Consider the following 18,122-nt stretch of genomic DNA (forward strand, 5'->3'; position numbering starts at 1 on the left):
CTCAGCGCCGCAGCAACAGATCGGCCACGACGGGGCGGTGGTCCGAGGCGATCGTCTCCTCGGCCACCGCCGCGCGGCGTACCCGCACGGTGTCCTTCGAAACGGCCACATAGTCGATCCGCTGCACCGGATTCCGCGCCGGGTAGGTCGGTCCGCCCGGCTCGATGTCGGTGAGCTCCTTCCACAGCGGCGCCAGCTCCGGCGCGGTCGGCGGCGCGTTGAAGTCGCCGAGCAGGATCTGCCGCACCGGCCGCCGCTCGTGCGCCTGGTCCTCCGCCATGATCCGCCGGGTGTCCGCGACCTGCGCGACCCGGACGGACGGGTCGCCCCGGTAGTCGAGATGCGTCGCGTACACATGGACGGGCAGCCCGCGCACCTTCAGCACCACCTCGCCGAAGCCGGGCGCGGGCGCCGGGACCGGGTTCGGGTCCTGCGTGGAGAGCCGGGTCAGATCGTGGTTCTCGGCGCTCACGATCCTGTACCGGGACAGCACGGCGACGCCGAACTCCCGCCGGGGGCCGCCCTCCTCAACCGGATCGAGGCTGTAGATCGGCGCGAAGGAGACGTGCATCCGCAGCCGCCGGCCCAGCTCGGCCGCCAGGTCCCGCCATTCGCTGCGGTCGCCCCAGCGGACGTCCACCTCCTGGAGCCCGATGACATCCGCGTCCAGGGCGCGCAGCGCGGCGACCTGCCGGTCGAGATCGAAGACGTTGTCCATGCCGGCCCCGGCATGGATGTTGTACGTGGCGACGCGCAGCGGCACCGACGGCCCGGGCGCCCGCCCGTGCCCCGCCGCCGTCGCGGGAGGCGCGAGCGCGGCCCCCAACAACCCCGCGGCCACCAGGACTTCCACCGTACGACGACGCAGTGACATATCACTCCAGCTTCCGGGGCAGGTCGTATCCGATGCGGCGACCGGCACCGTACCCACGAGAAGACACTTGTACGCCCCAACCACCCCGATCCACGGCCGACCCGGCCGCGACGGCGGCATAGCATCGGGCGGGACCTGCCGGACCGTGAGCCTCCGTTTAAGGGGTACGCGAGAGGCCGCCGGTCCGTCCGTCCCGCCGGTGAGACGAGGGAGTGCGCCATGGTGTCCGCGGCCGACCGCGTGAAGAACCCCGTCCGGTCCAGCGTGTGGCTGAAGACCCGGCAGCCCTCGCGCTCCCGCCGCACGGACCAGCCGGCCGGGCTCGACCGGGAGCGGATCACCGCGGCCTCGGTCCGGCTGCTGGACGCCGAGGGCCTGGCGAAGTTCTCCATGCGCCGGCTGGCCGCCGAGCTGAACGTGACGGCGATGTCCCTGTACTGGTACGTGGACACCAAGGACGACCTGCTGGAACTGGCCCTCGACGCGGTCTACAGCGAGATCGCGCCACCGCCCGCCGACGCCCCCTGGCCGGACCGGCTGAGGGCGGTCGCGGCCGCGTACCGGGGGCTCCTTGTGCGGCACGTCTGGGTCTCACCGCTCGCGGGCCGCTTCCTCAATCTCGGCCCGCACGCGCTGCTGGTGACCCGCACCGTGCGGGACGTCATCCGGGCGACCGGGCTGCCACCGGAGAGCCGGGGCGGGGCGCTCTCCGCCGTCTTCCAGTTCGTGTACGGATTCGGCACGGCCGAGGGCCGGTTCGCGCGGCGGAGCGCGGAGGCGGGGCTCACCCAGGACGAGTACGTCCGGCAGGCGATGGTGGCGATCCAGGAGCAGCCCCGGCTGGACGGCCTCGTGGAGGACTCCCCGGCCCTGCTGGCGGCGCGGGGCGGGGCCGGCGTGGAGGAGACCCGCGAGCACGACTTCGCCTTCGCGCTGGACCTGCTGATCGCGGGGATCGAGGCGATGCGGGAGCGCGCCCGGGGCGCTTAGGGAGCGTTTCGGGGGCTGTCTGCCGGGGAACGCCTCGCGGCGGACGGCGCTCCCTCAAGACACGCGCTAGTAGCCCCGCCCCGTGTCCACCGTGAGCACCGGGGTCCGCCCCGCCGACAGCTCCCGCAGGCACGCCGCGAAGTCCGTGACGATGTCCTCGTCCGCCGTGATCCCCGCGGAGTGCGAGGTGACGACCGTGCGCGGCAGCCGCCAGCACGCGTCCCCGGGCGCCGGCGGCTCGTCGGCCAGCACGTCGAGCACCGCCCGCCCCACGGCCCCGGAGCGCAACGCCCCCTCCAGCGCCCCCAGGTCCACGGTCGCGCCCCGCCCCACATTGAGGAACGTCGCCCCGCCCATCGCCGCGAACCGGTCCGCCCCGAAGTACCCGGTGGTCGCCCCGGTCAGCGGGAGCGCGGCGACCACCCAGCGGCCGGCCACCGGTCCGTCCGCCGGGACCACCGCGTCGAAGCCGGGCGGCACCGGGCGCGTAGTGCGGGCGGCGGCCACGGTCCGGATGCCACAGGCCCGGAGCAGCGTGGCGACCGCGGAGCCGATGCGGCCGATGCCGTGCACCACGGCGGTCTGTCCGGCGACGAGTTCGGAGTCGATGCGGCGCCACTCGGCGCGGGCGTGCTGGGCGGCGAACTCCGGGACCGACTGGCACTCCGCGAGCACCCAGCCCAGCACGTACTGCGCGATCCGCTCGCCCATCCGTCCCACGGTCCGGGTCAGCGGCACGCCGGCCGGCCAGGGCCCGGAGCGGAGCAGGGCGTCCGTGCCCGCGTTGACGCTGTGGAACCAGACGAGGTCCGCTCCGCGCACCGCGTCGGGCAGCGAGGCACCCACGTACACGAAGGGGCCCTCGACGGGCCCGCGTTCGACCGGGCGCCCGGTGGCCGCCGCCAGTCCCCACACGGCGGCCTCGCCGACCTCGGGCCCGGCGACGATCCGGGCCCGGTCGAGCAGGGCGGGGGAGATCACGGGGCGAGGTGGGCCGGGAAGCCGCCGGTGGCGATGGGGCCCCAGCGCTCCGGGGTGATCCGGATGATCGACTTCCCCTGCTTCACCATCGCCGCCCGGTACTCGTCCCAGTCGGGGTGCTCGCCGGAGATGTTCCGGAAGTACTCGACGAGCGGCTCGACCGAGTCCGGCGTGTCGATGACCTCGGCGGAGCCGTCGACCTGGACCCAGGGCCCGTTCCAGTCGTCGGACAGGACGATCACGCTGACCCGTGCGTCGCGCTTGGCGTTACGGGTCTTGGCGCGCTCCGGGTACGTGGAGACCACGATCCGGCCCGCGTCGTCCACGCCACAGGTGAGCGGGGAGCCCTGGGGGCGGCCGTCGGCCCGGGTGGTCAGCAGGATCGCCCGGTGCCGGGGCCGTACGAAGTCCAGCAGGGCGTCGAGTTCCACGGCGGTGTTCGTTGCGATGTTGGGTGCCATGGAACCGACCCTACGGCGGGAAGCCGTCAGACGGCGGGCAGGGAATCGCCCTGCACGGCCTGGATGTCCAGCTCGACGCGGAGCGTGGTGCCGATCGCCGCGATGCCCGCCTGGACGACCTGGTTGTAGTTCATGGCGAAGTCCTCGCGGCGCAGTTCGGCCGTCGCGTGGAACGCCGCGCGCACCCCGCCCCACGGGTCGGGGCCGGTGCCGAGGTAGCTCAGGTCGAGGTCGACGGGCCGCCGCACGCCGCGCATCGTCAGCTCGCCGTGCACGGTCCAGCGGTCGGGCCCGGCCGGGGTCAGCCCGCTGGAGCGGTAGGTGATCTCGGGGAACCGGTCGGTGTCCAGGAAGTCGGGGGAGCGCAGGTGCTTGTCCCGCATGCCGTTGCCGGTGTCGATGCTCGCCGCGTCGATGACCGCCTCGACGCGGGAGCTCTGGAGGTCTTCGGAGATCTCGATGCGCCCGCCGAAGTCGGTGAACCGGCCGTGCACGCTGGAGATCCCCAGGTGCTGCGCGACCGCGCCCACCGAGGAGTGCGCCGGGTCCAGCGACCAGGCGCCCGGCGGGGGCAGTTCCACGCCGCCCTGGCGGTTGAGCACCACCGTGCCCGCCTCGACCGTGCCGCTCGCCGTGACGAGGGCGGTGGAGGCGGCGGGGGCGTATCCGACCGCCGTCACGATCACCGTGTACGCGCCCGCGGACAGCGGGGTGTCGGCCCGTACCGCCCCGGACTCGTCGGCGGCGGCACGCAGCACCTGGGTGCCGGTCATGTCGGTGACCGTCACGACCGCGTGCTGCACGGCCCAGCCGTCCCGCGTCCGTACCTGTGCGCGAAGTCCCATCCCGTTCTCTCTCCTTGCTCATGACCCGTCCGTCCACCGGACCGGGTCATTCAATGAGTCGGGCCCCGGGGCGGGGACGGCAGGCCGTCCCCTGCCTGCCGTCCCCGCCGCCGGGGCCCATTTCCACCGGCCGGTGCGGCGCCTCCGCTCGAAAAGCGCCGCCCCCGCAGGGGTTCTGATGCGGGCCGGGGGTCTACCCCGTACCCGTCGGGTTACTCGCCCGGGTGGACGAGTTCGATGTCGTGGCCGTCGACCCCGTGACCGGCCACCGTCAGGGCACCGGCCACCGGCGGGTAGCCGGTTGCGATGACCGTGTACTCGCCCGCGTCCAGGTCGGCGAAGGCGTACGCCCCGTCCTCCCCGGTCGTCGAGTTGGCGATCACGTTGCCGGCCGCGTCGACCAGCGTGACCCGGGCGTCGGGCAGCGGGCGGCGGCTCGCACCGGCCCGCACGACGCCCTGGACCAGCGCACCGGCCCGGAGCGCGGCGTCGACCCGGGTGACCCCCTGGCCGCCGATCTCGACGGGCAGGGCCAGCGGGCGGAAGCCGGCCGCGTTGACCGCGACGGTCACCGCGCCGGGGACCAGCTCGCCGAAGGTGAAGTCGCCCGTCTCGGCGGACTTGCCGGTGGCCAGGACATCGCCGCGCACATCGGTGACGATGACCATGGCGTCCGCGACCGGCATGCCGCCCTCGGCGGCGCGCACGGTGCCGGCCAGGCCGCTCGTACCGGAGAGCAGGATGTCGTACGCCAGCGGCTCGTCGCCGACGACCACGGTGGACGCCTGCGGCTGGAAGCCGTCGGCGGACGCGATCAGGACGTACGAACCGGCGCCCGGCGCGGCCAGCGCGTAACTTCCGTCGGCCTGCGCGGCGGCGATGCCCAGCTGCCGGCCGCCGAGCGAGATCAGCGTGACGGCCGCCCGGGCCACGGGCGCGCCCTCGGCGCCCCGGACCACACCGCGGACGGGGGTACCGCCCTCGGCGAAGTCCACGGGGGCCTCGGCGGGAGCCGCCACCGTGTCGACCGCGGTGACTCCGGCGGCGCCCTCGGCGACCGCCTCGGTGACGGTGTTGTCGGCCGGGGCCTCGGCGGGAGCGTCGGCCTGCGCCGGGGCGTCGTTGCCGGCCCGCGTCTTCAGCGCGACCTCCTTGATGAACAGCGTGATCAGGAAGGCGAGCAGCGCGGCCGGAGCGGCGTACAGGAAGACGTCACCGACGCCGTGCCCGTAGGCGGCCTCCATGACCGTACGGAACGGGGCGGGCAGCTTGTCCAGGTCGGGGATGCCCCCGCCGCCGGTGCCGCCGTGGCCCAGGGCCGCGCCCTGCGGGCCGAGGTCCGCCAGGCCCTCCTTCACGTAATGGGTGACGCGGTTCGCCATGACGGCGCCCAGCGCCGAGACGCCGATCGCACCACCGAGGGAACGGAAGAAGGTGACGACGGAGCTGGCCGAACCGAGGTCCTTCGGGTCCACCTGGTTCTGCGTGGCGAGCACCAGGTTCTGCATCATCATGCCGATGCCGAGACCCATCAGGAACATGAAGACCGCGATGTGCCAGTACGTCGTGTCGTAGCGGATCGTGCCGAGCAGGCCGAGGCCCGCGGTCACCAGGAAGCCACCGGTGACGAGCCATGCCTTCCAGCGGCCGGTGCGGGTGATGACCTGGCCGGAGATCGTCGAGGAGAGGAACAGCCCGCCGATCATCGGGATCGTCATGACACCGGACATCGTCGGCGACTTGCCGCGCGCCAGCTGGAAGTACTGGCTGAAGAAGACGGTGCCGGCGAACATCGCGACACCGACGAACAGCGAGGCGAGCGAGGCCAGCGTGATGGTCCGGTTGCGGAAGAGCCGCAGCGGGATGATCGGTTCGCTGGCGCGGGACTCGGTGAAGACGAACAGCAGCGCGAGGACCAGGGAGCCCGCGAGCATCGCGCCGGTCTGCCAGGACATCCAGTCGTACTTGTCGCCCGCGAACGTCACCCACAGGAGGAGCAGCGAGACGGCGGCGCTGATGAAGAAGGCGCCGGTCCAGTCGACCTTGACCTCGCGCTTCACGACGGGGAGCTTCAGGGTCTTCTGGAGCACGATCAGGGCGATGACCGCGAACGGCACACCCACGTAGAAGCACCAGCGCCAGCCCATCCAGCTGGTGTCGGTGATGACACCGCCGAGCAGCGGGCCGCCGACGGTGGCGACGGCGAAGACCGCGCCGATGTAGCCGCTGTAACGGCCGCGCTCGCGCGGGGCGATCATGGCGGCCATCACGATCTGGGCGAGGGCGGAGAGACCGCCGACGCCGATGCCCTGCACCACACGGCAGGCGATCAGCATGCCCGAGCTGGTCGAGAGACCGGCGACGACCGATCCGGCGACGTAGATGACCAGGGCTATCTGGACCAGCAGCTTCTTGCTGAACAGGTCGGAGAGCTTGCCCCAGAGGGGGGTGGTCGCGGTCATCGCCAGCAGCGAGGCGGTGACGACCCAGGTGTAGGCGCTCTGCCCACCGCCCAGGTCCGAGATGATCTCGGGAAGGGCGTTGGAGACGACGGTGGACGACAGGATCGCGACGAACATGCCGAGCAGCAGCCCGGCAAGTGCCTCCATGATCTGCCGGTGTGTCATCGGCGTGCCGTCGGAGGCGTCGTGGCCCCCGTGCTTGGCGTGGCCGCCCCGCACACCGGTTGGTGTGGTCGTAGCCATGTAAGTCCTTGTCTTTGCTTCTGTTACGCGGGTGTACGGGTGTACGAGCCGTCGTGGCTGTCGGCCTGGCGGGAGCGGCATTCGCCGCTGTGCTTTCCGGGGGCGCACCCTCCGGTGCCGCGACAGGAGAAGCTGTCGCGCAGCCGGGCCAGCAACGTGTTGAGCTGTCCGACCTCGGCGTCGGACCAATCCTGAAGATGGCAGGCGAACATCTCGGTCGACCGGCGGTAGAGGTCCTCCAGCACCCCTTCTCCCGCGGGGGTCAGCCGCAGGATGCGGGAGCGCTTGTCCGCCGGGTCCGGGAACCGTTCGATCCAGCCCCGTTCCGCCACGTGGGCGACGTGCCGGCTGGTCACCGACATGTCGACCGCGAGGAGCTCGGCCAGCCGGCTGATCCGCATCTCCCCGTGCCGGCTCAGCAGAGTCAGCACGGCGGCGGAACCACCGGGGCACTCGGCGGGCAGGATGCGGGCGAGACCTCGTTTGACGGCCCCGATGGCACTCAGCTGCCGGGCCAGTTCTTCGTACTGACTCCGTGCGGCCACGGGACCCCCAGACAATCTCACCGGTCATCTTGTTGCTTAGGGCAACCATAGAAGCCGTTGGTTGCTGCAGGCAAACGAAAAGGGGCTTGCGGGAGTAAAGGAACGCAAAAGGCTGCGCCTGGTCCTGGTCAAACCCGCAGTGTCTGCGGTAGTGGAGGGCGTGATGTGTTACGCGCCACACCGGCCGTGGATCGGCGGGCGGCGCCCGGGGGTTGGGCCGTTGGCCCGAGTTCGCTAGGGTCCTGCGACATGGCACACAATCCCCACGCACCGCAGGGTCCCGAGGGCTCCCACGACCCGGCCGGCAGCACCCAGATGTTCCGCGCCTTCGTCGACGAGGGCGAGCCGCAGCGCGCGCAGCAGCCCGCCGCCGCCTCCTCCGGTCCGAGGACCGGACTGATCGCCGGGATCGTCGCGGTGGTCATCGTGCTCGGCGCGGTCGCCTGGCTCGCGCTCGGCTGACGGACCCGTTACGCGTCCCCTTCCGCATCCGTTTTCGCGCCGCCCCCGCTCATACCGCGAGGGGCGGCGCTCCGGTTTTCGGCCGCCGCCGTACGGGAACGCGCGCCGGCCGCCGAGGGAGCCCCGGCGGCCGGTGGTGAGGCGGGTGCGGACTCAGTCCGCGATGAGCCCTTCCCTGAGCTGGGCGAGCGTACGTGTCAGCAGGCGGGAGACGTGCATCTGCGAGATGCCGACCTCCTCGCCGATCTGCGACTGGGTCATGTTGGCGAAGAACCGCAGCATGATGATCTGGCGCTCGCGCGGCGGGAGCTTGGCCAGCAGCGGCTTGAGCGATTCGCGGTACTCGACGCCTTCCAGCGCCGTGTCCTCGTAACCCAGCCGGTCGGCCAGCGAGCCCTCGCCGCCGTCGTCCTCGGGGGCGGGGGAGTCCAGCGACGAGGCGGTGTAGGCGTTGCCCACGGCCAGACCGTCGACCACCTCCTCCTCGGTGACCCCGAGCGCCCGGGCCAGCTCCGGGACGGTCGGCGAGCGGTCCAGCTTCTGCGCGAGCTCGTCGCTGGTCCGGGTGAGGGCGAGCCGCAGCTCCTGGAGCCGGCGCGGCACCCGCACCGACCACGAGGTGTCCCGGAAGAACCGCTTGATCTCGCCCACGACGGTCGGCATCGCGAACGTCGGGAACTCGACACCCCGCTCGCAGTCGAAGCGGTCGATCGCCTTGATCAGGCCGATGGTGCCGACCTGGACGATGTCCTCCATCGGTTCGTTACGGCTCCGGAACCGCGCCGCCGCGTACCGCACGAGGGGCAGGTTGAGCTCGATGAGTGTGTCCCGCACATAGGCACGCTCCGGGCTGTCGGTTCCGCCGGGACCCGGGGCGGGGCCCAGCGCGGCGAGCCGCAGGAACAGGGAGCGGGAGAGCGTGCGGGTGTCGATGGCTTCCGGCGAGCTGGTGAGCGCAACGGGTGCGGGCTCGCTCTTGTCGAGCGTGAGCACCTTCGAGCTGCCCTGTTCTTCGGACATGCCACCCCCTTGAGGTCGCGGACGGTCGCGGTGGCCACGACCATCGGAGGAACGCAGCCTCCACCTGAATACCGGAGGCGGGGCTGCGGCAAACTCACTTCCCGCAGAATGTCACATGTCGGCAACACGCTGTAGTGACTTGTCGACAAGTCCAGGGGGAGTCTGCGCAGTTAACAAGGGGTGTGAGGCTTTTGGCCCCGGGGGAACGCCCCGGGAACGGTCTACCCGTTTCGGTTACGCCTCGATCCTGTTTGCGGATCGGAGTCTGGCGAAACTCCGGGCCAGGAGTCTTGACACATGCATCTGGGAGACGCCCAGTTCGGCACTGATCTGGGACTGCGTCAGATTGCTGTAGTACCGCAGCATCAGGATCCGCTGCTCCCGCTCGGGCAGTTGTACGAGGAGGTGCCGGACCAGGTCCCGGTGCTCGACGCCGGCGAGGGCCGGGTCCTCGTAGCCGAGCCGGTCGAGGAGGCCGGGGAGTCCGTCGCCCTCCTGGGCGGCCTCCAGGGAGGTCGCGTGGTACGAGCGCCCGGCCTCGATGCAGGCCAGCACCTCGTCCTCGGAGATCTTCAGGCGCTCGGCGATCTCCGCGGTGGTGGGCGAGCGGCCGTGAGCGGTCGTCAGGTCCTCGGTGGCGCCGGTCACCTGCACCCAGAGCTCGTGCAGCCGGCGGGGGACGTGGACGGTGCGCACATTGTCCCGGAAGTACCGCTTGATCTCGCCGACCACGGTGGGCATCGCGAACGTCGGGAACTGGACGCCGCGTTCGGGGTCGAAGCGGTCGATCGCGTTGATCAGCCCGATGGTGCCGACCTGGACGACGTCCTCCATCGGCTCGTTCCGGCTGCGGAACCGCGCGGCGGCGTACCGCACGAGCGGGAGGTTGGCCTCGATCAGCGCGGTGCGGACCCGGTCGTGCTCCGCGGTGCCCGGCTCCAGGTTCTTGAGCTGCCCGAAGAGCACCTGGGTGAGCGCCCTGGTGTCGGCGGTCCGCGACCGGGCGGGGGTGGCCGTCTCGTCCGGGGTCTCGTGGACCGTCGTCTGCACCTGGCCCGGTGGCAGGGCGGACGGCTCGGCGGGCGGGGCGGCCGGTGCCACTTGGTGGATCTGGGGCGGCACTTGAGGCGCTGTACTGGCCGGCACGATGACGCCACCCCTTCGCGGTCAACAACTACGGTTTGCGGTCAACTTCGGTCAATCCGTCCGTCAAAAGCGGTCATAGCATCACAAGACATGACCACTATGTGCAAGCACCCCATAGCGCCGTGTTGACCTTCCCCGGGTTTAAAACCCGCGCCGGGCGTCCATCGGGCCTGGGACAAAGAAAAGCCCCTCACCGTCGCGGTGAGGGGCTCGCAGGGCCGAAGGCGTCAGAACGGGTAGTCGGCGATCACCCAGGTGGCGAATTCACGCCACTGACCGGCGGCCGCCTGATGGTCCGGGTGCTCGATGTAACGCTTCAGCGCGGCCTCGTCCGCGACCGCCGAGTTGATGGCGAAGTCGTACGCGATCGGCCGGTCGGTGATGTTCCAGGCGCACTCCCAGAACTCCAGCTCCGGGATGGTCCCCTCCAGCGCGCGGAACGCCTCCGCACCCGCGACGACCCTCGGGTCGTCCCGCTCGACGCCGTCGTTCAGCTTGAACAGGACCAGATGGCGGATCACGCGGTACCCCTAGTTGACGAGCTCGGACATGAAGTCGCCGACGCCCTGCGCGGCGTCCGCGATGCCCTCGAACCCTACTTGCACCAGGTCCGCGGCCCGGGCGGGGGAGTTGATGATCGTGTAGAGCACGAAGACGACAATCACGTAGAGAGCTATCTTCTTCGCTTGCACCATCAGCCCCTGACTCCCCTTCGATCCCCTGCGGTTTCGATCCCCTGTGCGGTCGGGCGAGTCTATCCACACGCATGCTCGGATCCGCCGGTCGTTTCCGTCACAGGCCGTGCCCGCGGCCCCGGGGGGCCAGGGACCAACGTCCCGCGCATCGGGGCCCTTGGTCCGCCCGCGAGGGGGCCCCGGCGAGGCAGGATGGAAGGTGAGCCCCTCGGACTCCGAGGGGCCGGGAGCGGGACCCCTGCCGGGGACCCAGCCGCGGCCTCCCCCCGACCGCGGCGAGGAGCGGCAGGCCCCGTGACCGGGGGAAGCGGCACATCCCCCCGATGCCGCTTCCCCCTCCTCCTACTTCTTCTCGCGCCCCTTGTCCCGCGAGCCCTTGTTTCGCGGGCCCGCGCTCCGGTTTTCCGGGCCCGCGCTGAGGGAAGCCGGCGCATCGCCCAACGCGTCGTAAAGGTCCCGCCGGCTGATCCCGAACGGCCGGAGCACCGTGCTGAGGGTGCGCGCGGTGACCCCCTGCTCCACCAGCAGCGGGAGCAGCGGCCGCAGGTCCACGTTCCACGCCGCGCGCTCCGGCGGTGCCAGCACGTACACCCGCTCGTCCTCCGCGCCCCCGACGGCCGCGACCGCCTCGGAGAGCGGCAGCCACGTCACCCCGTGCCCGAGATCGGCATGCCCGTCCGGCACCGCGATCCGGCGGTCCTCGGCGGACCCGGCCAGCACCTCCGCGAGCACGCCGAGATCGGCGGCGGACGCCCGGAACACCACGGGTGCCGGAGCGGTCCGCAACAGCTCCGCCTGCGCCGGGGCCGCGAGCGCCCGGCGGTCGGTCCGGCCCAGGTGGACCGCCGGTGCGACCGGCAGGCCCGCCGCGAGCAGCGCCGGTACGGTCCCGGTCGCGTCGCCCGTCACCTCGAACCGGGCCCCCTGAGCCGCCGCATCGGCCAGCCACGCCCCGGCCGCCTGCGAGACGCCCTCCAGTGCGCCGGAGACGGACGCGGCGATCACCCCGCCGTCCGCGAGGGCCGCGCGCGCCTCGTCCGGGACGCGCGCCGCGTCCAGGTCCACCGAGGCGTCCGCCGCGCGCCACAGCAGCCCCGGACGCCCCTCCGGTGTCGGCAGGCCGCGGCCGTGGACGAGGATCAGCGGCCGGCGCGGCCCGGTCTCGGTGAGCGTCAGGGTGACCTCGGTCGCCGGGTCTCCCAGCGCCGCCACGAAGTCCGGGTCGAGGTCGCTCGCCACCAGGGTGCTGCGGAAGGCGAAGGTGTCCGGTGAGGCGTGCTCGCTGCGCCGGAGCACGAGACGGTCGGTCACCTCGTGGTGCGGGTTGACCACGGCGGTGCCGGTGGCGGCATGGGGCCCGGCCGCGAGGCGGACGGCGACGGGGCCGCGCAGGAGGGCCAGATCCTCCTCGTCGAAGGCGGCGGCCACCCCCACGACGCAGGTGGCGCGGGGCGTGATCTCCCGCTCGCCGGTGAACTCCAGGGTCTTGGCGTGGGTCGCGCGGACGTGTGCGTGCCCCCTGGCGTGGATCTTCATTGCCTTCTCCAGGCCCTAGGTGCGTTGTCCGGACCGGTCATGCTAGTCCGCGCCCGCGTGCGCGGAGCCGGTCGGCCGGGGCCCAGTAGACTTCCCGGCATGTTCGAACACCTCCGCCATAAGCCGGGCACCCCTCTGCTCCGTGATCGCGAGCTCGTCATCGCGTGCTCGGCGTTCCGCAGCCGCGTGAATCTGTCCAGCGTGGTGCGGACGGCGGGGTGCTGCGGAGTGGAACGGATCATCGCCTGCGGCAATGTGAAACTCGATCCGAAGATCGCGCGCGACGGTGCCGACAACGTCGAGATCGAAATGCGCCGGAGCCTTCCGCCGGTGCTGAAGAAGATGCGCGAGGACGGTTACACCATCATCGCGCTCGAACAGGCCACCCATTCGAAGAGCCTGCACGAGATCAGCTTCCCCCGTAAGTCGGTCATCGTCCTCGGAAACGAGCGGACCGGCCTCAAGGAGGACGAGCTCGCGTGTGTGGACGAGTGCGTGGAGATCCCGGTCTGGGGTTCCCCGCACAGCTACAATGTCGCCACGGCCGGCGCCATGGCCATGTACGAGTACTGCAGGCAGTTCCCGACGGGCTGACCCGCAGGGCTCACTCCTCCGGCCCGGCCGTGACCGCCGTCAGGGTCGCGATGACCTCGGTGCTGTCCGAGTCCAGCCTGCGCGCCCACGAGGACGAGACGGCGGCGGTCTCGTCGGCCTTCGTGAGCTGGAAGCCGGTGACCTTCCAGCCGGCGGCGAGCGCCTTTCCGGTGAGCACCTCTTCGACGTACGAAGGGGTCAGCTCGGGAAGCCCCTGGATGTCGCGCGGCACCGGCTCCCGCCAAATGCTGGTGCCGACCGTCGCCGTGAGCGGCGCATTCGGCTTGGCGACGGTACGAAGGCCGCTCCAGATGTCCTCGTCGCCGCGCACGAGACCGTGCAGCAATTTCCCCCACGGCATCAGGACCAGCAATTCATCGGCGGCACCCCGCAGCTCCTCCGGGGCATTCTCGATCGACGCGTTCACGAGCAGCAGATTGGGTACGCCGCCCTTGGCGGGTTTGCGGCGGCTGCGAATGCTCGTCTGCGTCATCCGCTGCCAGGCCGGGTCCACGCCGACGACCAGCCAGTCCGGATTCTCCTTGGCGATGCGATAGGACGCCCGGGCGTCGCCCGTACCGACATCGACAACGACCCGGGAACTCTCCTGGACCAGCCGCTCGAATTCACCCTCGGCGGCCTTTTCGAGCTTCTTGCCCCGCACGATCTGCATAACGGCCAGTGCTTTCTTCTCTCGGCTGCCCGACCGGCGGTGGCCGGCCCCGGCGGGCGTCCCGCCGCCCCCGGCATGATCCCCCAGCGCGGGGCGCGATGACCAACCGGCACCGGGCGCGGGCACACGCAAAACCGCCCCCGATCCGTTCACACGGTTCGGGGGCGGTTCTCGCTGGCGGTAGCGGAGGGATTTGAACCCTCGGTGAGTTTCCCCACACTCGCTTTCGAGGCGAGCTCCTTCGGCCGCTCGGACACGCTACCGAGAGAGAGCTTAGACCATGTTGGCCGTACGCCGAAATCCGTTACGGGGCGGTGCCCCGCGCCCCGGCCCCGCCAGGTCAGCGGTCCCGGAAGAAGGCCGTCAGCGGGGCCGCGCACTCGGCCTCCAGGACCCCGGCGACCACCTCGGGGCGGTGGTTGAGGCGGCGGTCGCGTACGACGTCCCAGAGCGAACCGGCGGCCCCGGCCTTCTCGTCCCGGGCGCCGTAGACCACCCGGTCCACCCGGGCCTGCACCAGGGCGCCCGCGCACATCGTGCAGGGCTCCAGGGTGACCACCAGGGTGCAGCCGGACAGGCGCCACTCACCGAGCGCCGCGGCGGCCCGGCGCAGCGCCAGGACCTCGGCGTGCGCGGTCGGGTCGCCGGTCGCCTCGCGTTCGTTGTGCCCGGCGCCCAGCGGTGTGCCGTCCGGGCCGAGGACGACGGCGCCGACCGGTACGTCACCGGTCGCCGCCGCGCGGTCGGCCTCGGCCAGGGCGCGGCGCATCACCGCCCGCCACGGGTCCCGTACGGGATCGGGCAGGTCCGGGGCGTGCGGACGGGATGCTTCGGTCACCCGCGGACCCCAGCGCCTTTCCTTTGGACCATGCCGGGCTCGCGGGCTGTGGCACCGCGCCTCGCGGCGTTGTCGTCAATCACCAACGCTCCGCGTTGATTCAATCCTCCGCCTTGCGATGCACGGCACCACAGCCCGCTCCCTGATCCGGCCTGATCCAGAGGAAAGACCCTAGCGGACGGTCTCCAGCACCTCGGCCGCTCCCAGCGCGTCCGCGATCTCCGCCAGGGCGTCCGTCCGCAGCATCAGCAGCTCGGCCTCGGGGAGCCCGAGGTCGGACAGGACCCCGGAGTCGCCGATCGGGCCGGCCGGGACGACGCCCGCGGAGGGCCCGTCGTCGTCCTCGTCGTCGTTGTTGTCGGTGGTGGTCTCGGGCTCGCCGTCCTCGGTGCCGTCGAGGCCGACGAGCTCCTCCAGGGCGGCGATCGTGTCCTCGGCCCCTGGTTCGCGGCCGAGCAGTTCGTCGGTGAGCAGGATCTCCCCGTACGAGGAGCGGGCGGCGGCGGAGGCGTCCGAGACGTAGATCCGGGGGTCCTCCTCACCGTCCACCCGGACGACGCCGAACCAGGCGTCCTCCTGTTCGATGAACACGAGCACCGTGTCCTCGTCAACCGAGGCGTCACGGGCCAGATCCGTCAGGTCGGACAGGGTCTCCACATCGTCGAGCTCCGTGTCGCTCGCTTCCCACCCGTCTTCGGTGCGCGCGAGCAGTGCGGCGAAGTACACCGTGACTCTCCCACTGGTCTCGGGGCCAAGGGCCGGTCCGGGCGGGGAGCAGTCGGTGCTCCGGCTGCCCTGCGTCCCGCCCATTCGGCATCGTGACAGAAACCGGCGCTTCGCGAGAGCAGTTCGACGGTTGAGTCGGCCATCAGTTCTCTCCACCACCGTCACCAGCGGCTTTTCCGCAGGCCGTGGGGCTACCAGCGGAACGTACGCATCCGCATGGCCTGGCGCATTCGGGCGGCTTTGACCCGCCGCGGCTGGACCCGGTCGCGCAGCGCCTTCGCCTCGTGGAGCTCGCGGAGGAACTGGGCGCGCCGCCGCCGGCGCTGTGCGTCGGTCTCAGGTGCGTCGGGGGAGTCCGGTGCGTCGGGGGTGTCCGGTGTGCTCCGGGGGTTCCGCGCGTTCCTCGGGTCATCGGCGCTCCGTGCCCCGTCGGCCATCGGCTCTTCACCCCCAAGGCTGGCTGCGTCGCTGGGTCCGTATGCCACCACCTTCCCCCCGAACGTGTGGATGATGCCAGCGCACGGGTACGGGAGGCGCGGCTACGCTGGGAGTCATGCGGATCCACGTCGTCGACCACCCGCTGGTCGCGCACAAACTCACCACCCTGCGCGACAAGCGCACCGACTCCCCGACCTTCCGGCGCCTCGCCGACGAGCTGGTGACCCTGCTCGCGTACGAGGCCACCCGCGATGTGCGCACCGAACAGGTCGACATCGAGACCCCGGTGACACCCACCACCGGCGTGAAGCTGTCGTACCCCCGCCCCCTGGTCGTCCCGATCCTGCGGGCCGGTCTCGGCATGCTCGACGGCATGGTCCGGCTGCTGCCGACCGCCGAGGTGGGCTTCCTGGGCATGATCCGCGACGAGGAGACGCTCAAGGCGTCCACGTACGCGAGCCGGATGCCCGACGACCTCTCGGGCCGCCAGGTCTATGTGCTCGACCCGATGCTGGCCACCGGCGGCACGCTCGTCGCGGCCATCCAGGAGCTGATCAGGCGCGGCGCCGACGACGTCACCGCGGTCGTGCTCCTCGCCGCCCCCGAGGGCGTCGAGGTCATGGAGCGCGAGCTCGCCGGGACGCCGGTCACCGTGGTCACCGCCTCGGTCGACGAGCGGCTCAACGAGAACGGCTACATCGTGCCGGGCCTCGGCGACGCGGGCGACCGCATGTACGGCACCGCCGACTAGGCACTCCTCACCGAACGTCCCCGCCCCGGCGCCGGCCTCCGCAGTCAGCAGGAGGAGGGCGCCGGGGCGGGCTTCGTCAGCGCGGACAGCGCGGAGGCGGCGGCCTGCGGCTTGCTGAACGCGGTGAACTTCTTGCCGATGATCAGATCGACCTCCCCGTTCTTGCGGGCGTCGGTCTTCGTCGTCGCCCCGGGCAGCTGGGCGCCCAGCACCGGGAACGTGCCGTCGGCGGCGGCCGGGGCGCCGAGCAGAAGGCCCGTACCCGGCACCTTCTTGTCGTACGCGGCGGTGGCGTTCCCCACCTCGCCGATCTTGAACCCGCGCTTCTTCAGCTCGTCGGCGGCCGCCTTGGCGAGACCGCCGCGCGTGGTCGCGTTGTAGACGTTGACCGTGATCTTCGCGGGCTGCGGCAGCACCTTGGCGGGTTTCGACGCCTTCGGGGACGGGCAGCGCTCGTTCCGGTCGGCGGCGCTGGCCGTCTTGTCGCCGCCCGTGAAGACATCGATGAGCTGCAGGGTGCCCCATCCGGCCAGCCCGAGGGCGACCACGGAGGCGATGGTCGCGAGGACCACTTTGCTGCGGCGGCGGGGGCGACGCATGCGGGGGTACTTGTCACCCGTGATGCGGTACTTTCCGCCCATGCCGGGGGGAGTGAGCATGCTCATGGGCGCAGCGTAGTGCGACCCGGTGATGATGCCTACTAAATGATCAATGGATCGCACCCGTCCGGGTGGGAAAACACCCGAACGAACCCCGTACGGGCTCCGAGGCGTCAGCCCAGTTCGAGTACGCGGGCGTGCAGCACCTGGCGCTGCTGGAGCGCGGCACGGACCGCGCGGTGCAGTCCGTCCTCCAGGTAGAGGTCGCCCTGCCACTTCACGACGTGCGCGAAGAGGTCGCCGTAGAACGTGGAGTCCTCGGCGAGCAGGGTTTCGAGGTCCAGCTGGCCCTTGGTGGTGACGAGCTGGTCGAGGCGGACCGGGCGCGGCGCGACGTCCGCCCACTGCCGGGTGCTTTCCCGGCCGTGGTCGGGATAAGGCCGCCCATTTCCGATGCGCTTGAAGATCACACGGAAAGCCTACCGGTCAAGAGCCACCGGGCGCAGCCACGATTGCCACCACGCGGCGTACAAGAAGGCTCACTTGCCCTTCGCCGCGGCTTTCGCGGCCTTCGCCGCCTGCTTCGCCTCCTGCTTGTAGGCGCGCACCTCGGCCAGTGACTCGGGCCCGGTGATGTCCGCGACGGAGCGGTGCGAGCCCTCCTCCCCGTACGGCCCCGCCGCCTCCCGCCAGCCCGGCGGCCGGACCCCGAACTGCTTGCCGAGGAGCGCGAGGAAGATCTGCGCCTTCTGCGTGCCGAATCCGGGCAGGGCGTTGAGCCGGCGGCGCAGCTCCGCCCCGGTCGCGGCGTCGTTCCACACGGCGGCCGCCTCGCCGTCGTACTGGGCCACCAGGAACTGGCACAGCTGCTGCACCCGCTTGGCCATCGAGCCCGGATAGCGGTGCAGCGCGGGTTTGGCGGTGAACAGTCCGGTGAACGCCTCCGGGTCGTACGCGGCGATCTCATGGGCGTCCAGATCGTCCTTGCCCATGCGCTGCGCCAGGGCGTGCGGGCCCGCGAAGGCCCACTCCATGGGCACCTGCTGGTCGAGCAGCATGCCCACCAGGGCGGCGAGCGGACTGCGTGCGAGAAGCTCGTCCGCCGCCGGCTCCTGGGCGATCCGGAGGGTGATGTCTCGGCCATCGTCGCTCTTGGTCATGGGCGGCATCATGGCGAGCGCCGGGGGCGACGGCCAGCACAACCACCGCCGAGCGAGCGGTTTGCAGCCGTTTGCCGGTCAGC

Annotated in this window: 22 protein-coding genes and 1 tRNA gene; 4 read left to right on the forward strand and 19 right to left on the reverse strand. The window is 71.6% G+C overall.

The window, feature by feature from the left end:
* Position 1: 1 nt before the first annotated feature.
* Positions 2 to 874: an endonuclease/exonuclease/phosphatase family protein gene (locus ACFZAT_RS25645; protein ID WP_391267512.1), complete on the reverse strand. Its 873-nt coding sequence runs from the start codon at positions 872 to 874 to the stop codon at positions 2 to 4.
* A 219-nt stretch (positions 875 to 1,093) separates the two neighbouring features.
* Between ACFZAT_RS25645 and ACFZAT_RS25650 the strand changes: the two genes are divergently transcribed.
* Complete coding sequence (locus ACFZAT_RS25650) at positions 1,094 to 1,864, forward strand: TetR/AcrR family transcriptional regulator C-terminal domain-containing protein (protein ID WP_391267515.1); 771 nt, start codon at positions 1,094 to 1,096, stop codon at positions 1,862 to 1,864.
* Between the two features lie 66 nt (positions 1,865 to 1,930).
* Here the strand turns inward: ACFZAT_RS25650 and ACFZAT_RS25655 are convergent, their stop codons facing one another.
* The 5 genes from ACFZAT_RS25655 to ACFZAT_RS25675 form a co-directional block, all read right to left on the reverse strand.
* On the reverse strand, positions 1,931 to 2,845 hold the full coding sequence (locus tag ACFZAT_RS25655; protein ID WP_391267517.1) for an NAD(P)-dependent oxidoreductase: 915 nt from the start codon (positions 2,843 to 2,845) through the stop codon (positions 1,931 to 1,933).
* Entirely contained in the window at positions 2,842 to 3,306 is a 465-nt protein-coding gene (locus tag ACFZAT_RS25660; protein WP_391267520.1) for a TIGR03618 family F420-dependent PPOX class oxidoreductase, read from the reverse strand. Before ACFZAT_RS25660 ends, ACFZAT_RS25655 begins: the two co-directional genes overlap by 4 nt.
* 26 nt (positions 3,307 to 3,332) lie before the next feature.
* Positions 3,333 to 4,151, reverse strand: coding sequence for a YceI family protein (locus ACFZAT_RS25665; RefSeq protein WP_391267523.1), 819 nt, complete (start codon positions 4,149 to 4,151; stop codon positions 3,333 to 3,335).
* Positions 4,152 to 4,363: 212 nt separating this feature from the next.
* A complete protein-coding gene (locus tag ACFZAT_RS25670) occupies positions 4,364 to 6,856 on the reverse strand; it encodes an MFS transporter (protein ID WP_391267524.1) in 2,493 nt (830 codons plus the stop codon).
* Positions 6,857 to 6,879: 23 nt separating this feature from the next.
* Positions 6,880 to 7,401: a MarR family transcriptional regulator gene (locus tag ACFZAT_RS25675; protein ID WP_391267526.1), complete on the reverse strand. Its 522-nt coding sequence runs from the start codon at positions 7,399 to 7,401 to the stop codon at positions 6,880 to 6,882.
* Positions 7,402 to 7,650: 249 nt separating this feature from the next.
* Between ACFZAT_RS25675 and ACFZAT_RS25680 the strand changes: the two genes are divergently transcribed.
* Positions 7,651 to 7,863: a hypothetical protein gene (locus ACFZAT_RS25680; RefSeq protein WP_391267528.1), complete on the forward strand. Its 213-nt coding sequence runs from the start codon at positions 7,651 to 7,653 to the stop codon at positions 7,861 to 7,863.
* Between the two features lie 153 nt (positions 7,864 to 8,016).
* On the opposite strand, the gene ACFZAT_RS25685 is transcribed toward ACFZAT_RS25680, so the two are convergent.
* The 5 genes from ACFZAT_RS25685 to ACFZAT_RS25705 all read right to left on the reverse strand — a co-directional run bounded on the left by ACFZAT_RS25685 (position 8,017) and on the right by ACFZAT_RS25705 (position 12,260).
* Positions 8,017 to 8,883 carry a SigB/SigF/SigG family RNA polymerase sigma factor gene (locus ACFZAT_RS25685; RefSeq protein ID WP_391267530.1) on the reverse strand — a complete coding sequence of 289 codons (867 nt, stop codon included), beginning with the start codon at positions 8,881 to 8,883 and terminating at the stop codon, positions 8,017 to 8,019.
* Positions 8,884 to 9,117: 234 nt separating this feature from the next.
* Positions 9,118 to 10,005: a SigB/SigF/SigG family RNA polymerase sigma factor gene (locus ACFZAT_RS25690; RefSeq protein WP_391267531.1), complete on the reverse strand. Its 888-nt coding sequence runs from the start codon at positions 10,003 to 10,005 to the stop codon at positions 9,118 to 9,120.
* 251 nt (positions 10,006 to 10,256) lie between these two features.
* The gene (locus ACFZAT_RS25695) at positions 10,257 to 10,550 is read right to left on the reverse strand and encodes a Dabb family protein (RefSeq protein WP_018101787.1); all 294 of its coding nucleotides are present in this window, start codon (positions 10,548 to 10,550) and stop codon (positions 10,257 to 10,259) included.
* A gap of 9 nt (positions 10,551 to 10,559) precedes the next feature.
* Positions 10,560 to 10,724 carry a hypothetical protein gene (locus ACFZAT_RS25700; RefSeq protein ID WP_018101786.1) on the reverse strand — a complete coding sequence of 55 codons (165 nt, stop codon included), beginning with the start codon at positions 10,722 to 10,724 and terminating at the stop codon, positions 10,560 to 10,562.
* 342 nt (positions 10,725 to 11,066) lie between these two features.
* Entirely contained in the window at positions 11,067 to 12,260 is a 1,194-nt protein-coding gene (locus tag ACFZAT_RS25705; RefSeq protein WP_391267533.1) for a DUF371 domain-containing protein, read from the reverse strand.
* A 99-nt stretch (positions 12,261 to 12,359) separates the two neighbouring features.
* Between ACFZAT_RS25705 and ACFZAT_RS25710 the strand changes: the two genes are divergently transcribed.
* Complete coding sequence (locus ACFZAT_RS25710; protein ID WP_391267535.1) at positions 12,360 to 12,854, forward strand: TrmH family RNA methyltransferase; 495 nt, start codon at positions 12,360 to 12,362, stop codon at positions 12,852 to 12,854.
* Positions 12,855 to 12,864: 10 nt separating this feature from the next.
* On the opposite strand, the gene ACFZAT_RS25715 is transcribed toward ACFZAT_RS25710, so the two are convergent.
* The 5 genes from ACFZAT_RS25715 to ACFZAT_RS25735 form a co-directional block, all read right to left on the reverse strand.
* The gene (locus tag ACFZAT_RS25715) at positions 12,865 to 13,527 is read right to left on the reverse strand and encodes an rRNA methyltransferase (protein WP_391267537.1); all 663 of its coding nucleotides are present in this window, start codon (positions 13,525 to 13,527) and stop codon (positions 12,865 to 12,867) included.
* 175 nt (positions 13,528 to 13,702) lie between these two features.
* A tRNA-Ser gene (locus tag ACFZAT_RS25720) sits at positions 13,703 to 13,790 on the reverse strand.
* A 77-nt stretch (positions 13,791 to 13,867) separates the two neighbouring features.
* Positions 13,868 to 14,365, reverse strand: coding sequence for a tRNA adenosine(34) deaminase TadA (gene tadA / locus ACFZAT_RS25725; protein ID WP_391267540.1), 498 nt, complete (start codon positions 14,363 to 14,365; stop codon positions 13,868 to 13,870).
* Between the two features lie 171 nt (positions 14,366 to 14,536).
* A complete protein-coding gene (locus ACFZAT_RS25730; protein ID WP_391267542.1) occupies positions 14,537 to 15,091 on the reverse strand; it encodes a hypothetical protein in 555 nt (184 codons plus the stop codon).
* A gap of 191 nt (positions 15,092 to 15,282) precedes the next feature.
* The gene (locus ACFZAT_RS25735) at positions 15,283 to 15,528 is read right to left on the reverse strand and encodes a hypothetical protein (RefSeq protein ID WP_391267545.1); all 246 of its coding nucleotides are present in this window, start codon (positions 15,526 to 15,528) and stop codon (positions 15,283 to 15,285) included.
* Positions 15,529 to 15,644: 116 nt separating this feature from the next.
* On the opposite strand from ACFZAT_RS25735, the gene upp reads away from it, so the two are divergent.
* Positions 15,645 to 16,280, forward strand: a complete 636-nt coding sequence (gene upp / locus ACFZAT_RS25740; protein ID WP_391267546.1) for a uracil phosphoribosyltransferase — start codon at positions 15,645 to 15,647, stop codon at positions 16,278 to 16,280.
* 44 nt (positions 16,281 to 16,324) lie between these two features.
* Here the strand turns inward: upp and ACFZAT_RS25745 are convergent, their stop codons facing one another.
* The 3 genes from ACFZAT_RS25745 to ACFZAT_RS25755 all read right to left on the reverse strand — a co-directional run bounded on the left by ACFZAT_RS25745 (position 16,325) and on the right by ACFZAT_RS25755 (position 18,039).
* The gene (locus tag ACFZAT_RS25745; protein WP_391267746.1) at positions 16,325 to 16,921 is read right to left on the reverse strand and encodes a LytR C-terminal domain-containing protein; all 597 of its coding nucleotides are present in this window, start codon (positions 16,919 to 16,921) and stop codon (positions 16,325 to 16,327) included.
* A 131-nt stretch (positions 16,922 to 17,052) separates the two neighbouring features.
* Entirely contained in the window at positions 17,053 to 17,349 is a 297-nt protein-coding gene (locus ACFZAT_RS25750; protein ID WP_003955420.1) for a type II toxin-antitoxin system VapB family antitoxin, read from the reverse strand.
* 69 nt (positions 17,350 to 17,418) lie between these two features.
* Positions 17,419 to 18,039 (reverse strand): HhH-GPD-type base excision DNA repair protein, encoded by a 621-nt coding sequence (locus ACFZAT_RS25755; protein WP_391267548.1) that lies wholly within the window; start codon positions 18,037 to 18,039, stop codon positions 17,419 to 17,421.
* Positions 18,040 to 18,122 lie beyond the last annotated feature (83 nt).

It is taken from the genome of Streptomyces sp. NPDC008163, from assembly GCF_042956885.1.
Taxonomy (GTDB): Bacteria; Actinomycetota; Actinomycetes; order Streptomycetales; family Streptomycetaceae; genus Streptomyces; species Streptomyces drozdowiczii_A.

Bases quoted from the DNA above. Each gene is read 5' to 3' on its own strand.
- ACFZAT_RS25645 (WP_391267512.1), bottom strand. From the start codon at position 874: ATGTCACTGCGTCGTCGTACGGTGGAAGTCCTGGTGGCCGCGGGGTTG.
- ACFZAT_RS25650 (WP_391267515.1), top strand. From the start codon at position 1,094: ATGGTGTCCGCGGCCGACCGCGTGAAGAACCCCGTCCGGTCCAGCGTG.
- ACFZAT_RS25660 (WP_391267520.1), bottom strand. From the start codon at position 3,306: ATGGCACCCAACATCGCAACGAACACCGCCGTGGAACTCGACGCCCTG.
- ACFZAT_RS25665 (WP_391267523.1), bottom strand. From the start codon at position 4,151: ATGGGACTTCGCGCACAGGTACGGACGCGGGACGGCTGGGCCGTGCAG.
- ACFZAT_RS25670 (WP_391267524.1), bottom strand. From the start codon at position 6,856: ATGGCTACGACCACACCAACCGGTGTGCGGGGCGGCCACGCCAAGCAC.
- ACFZAT_RS25680 (WP_391267528.1), top strand. From the start codon at position 7,651: ATGGCACACAATCCCCACGCACCGCAGGGTCCCGAGGGCTCCCACGAC.
- ACFZAT_RS25685 (WP_391267530.1), bottom strand. From the start codon at position 8,883: ATGTCCGAAGAACAGGGCAGCTCGAAGGTGCTCACGCTCGACAAGAGC.
- ACFZAT_RS25700 (WP_018101786.1), bottom strand. From the start codon at position 10,724: ATGGTGCAAGCGAAGAAGATAGCTCTCTACGTGATTGTCGTCTTCGTG.
- ACFZAT_RS25705 (WP_391267533.1), bottom strand. From the start codon at position 12,260: ATGAAGATCCACGCCAGGGGGCACGCACACGTCCGCGCGACCCACGCC.
- ACFZAT_RS25710 (WP_391267535.1), top strand. From the start codon at position 12,360: ATGTTCGAACACCTCCGCCATAAGCCGGGCACCCCTCTGCTCCGTGAT.
- ACFZAT_RS25715 (WP_391267537.1), bottom strand. From the start codon at position 13,527: ATGCAGATCGTGCGGGGCAAGAAGCTCGAAAAGGCCGCCGAGGGTGAA.
- ACFZAT_RS25735 (WP_391267545.1), bottom strand. From the start codon at position 15,528: ATGGCCGACGGGGCACGGAGCGCCGATGACCCGAGGAACGCGCGGAAC.
- upp (WP_391267546.1), top strand. From the start codon at position 15,645: ATGCGGATCCACGTCGTCGACCACCCGCTGGTCGCGCACAAACTCACC.
- ACFZAT_RS25745 (WP_391267746.1), bottom strand. From the start codon at position 16,921: ATGGGCGGAAAGTACCGCATCACGGGTGACAAGTACCCCCGCATGCGT.
- ACFZAT_RS25755 (WP_391267548.1), bottom strand. From the start codon at position 18,039: ATGACCAAGAGCGACGATGGCCGAGACATCACCCTCCGGATCGCCCAG.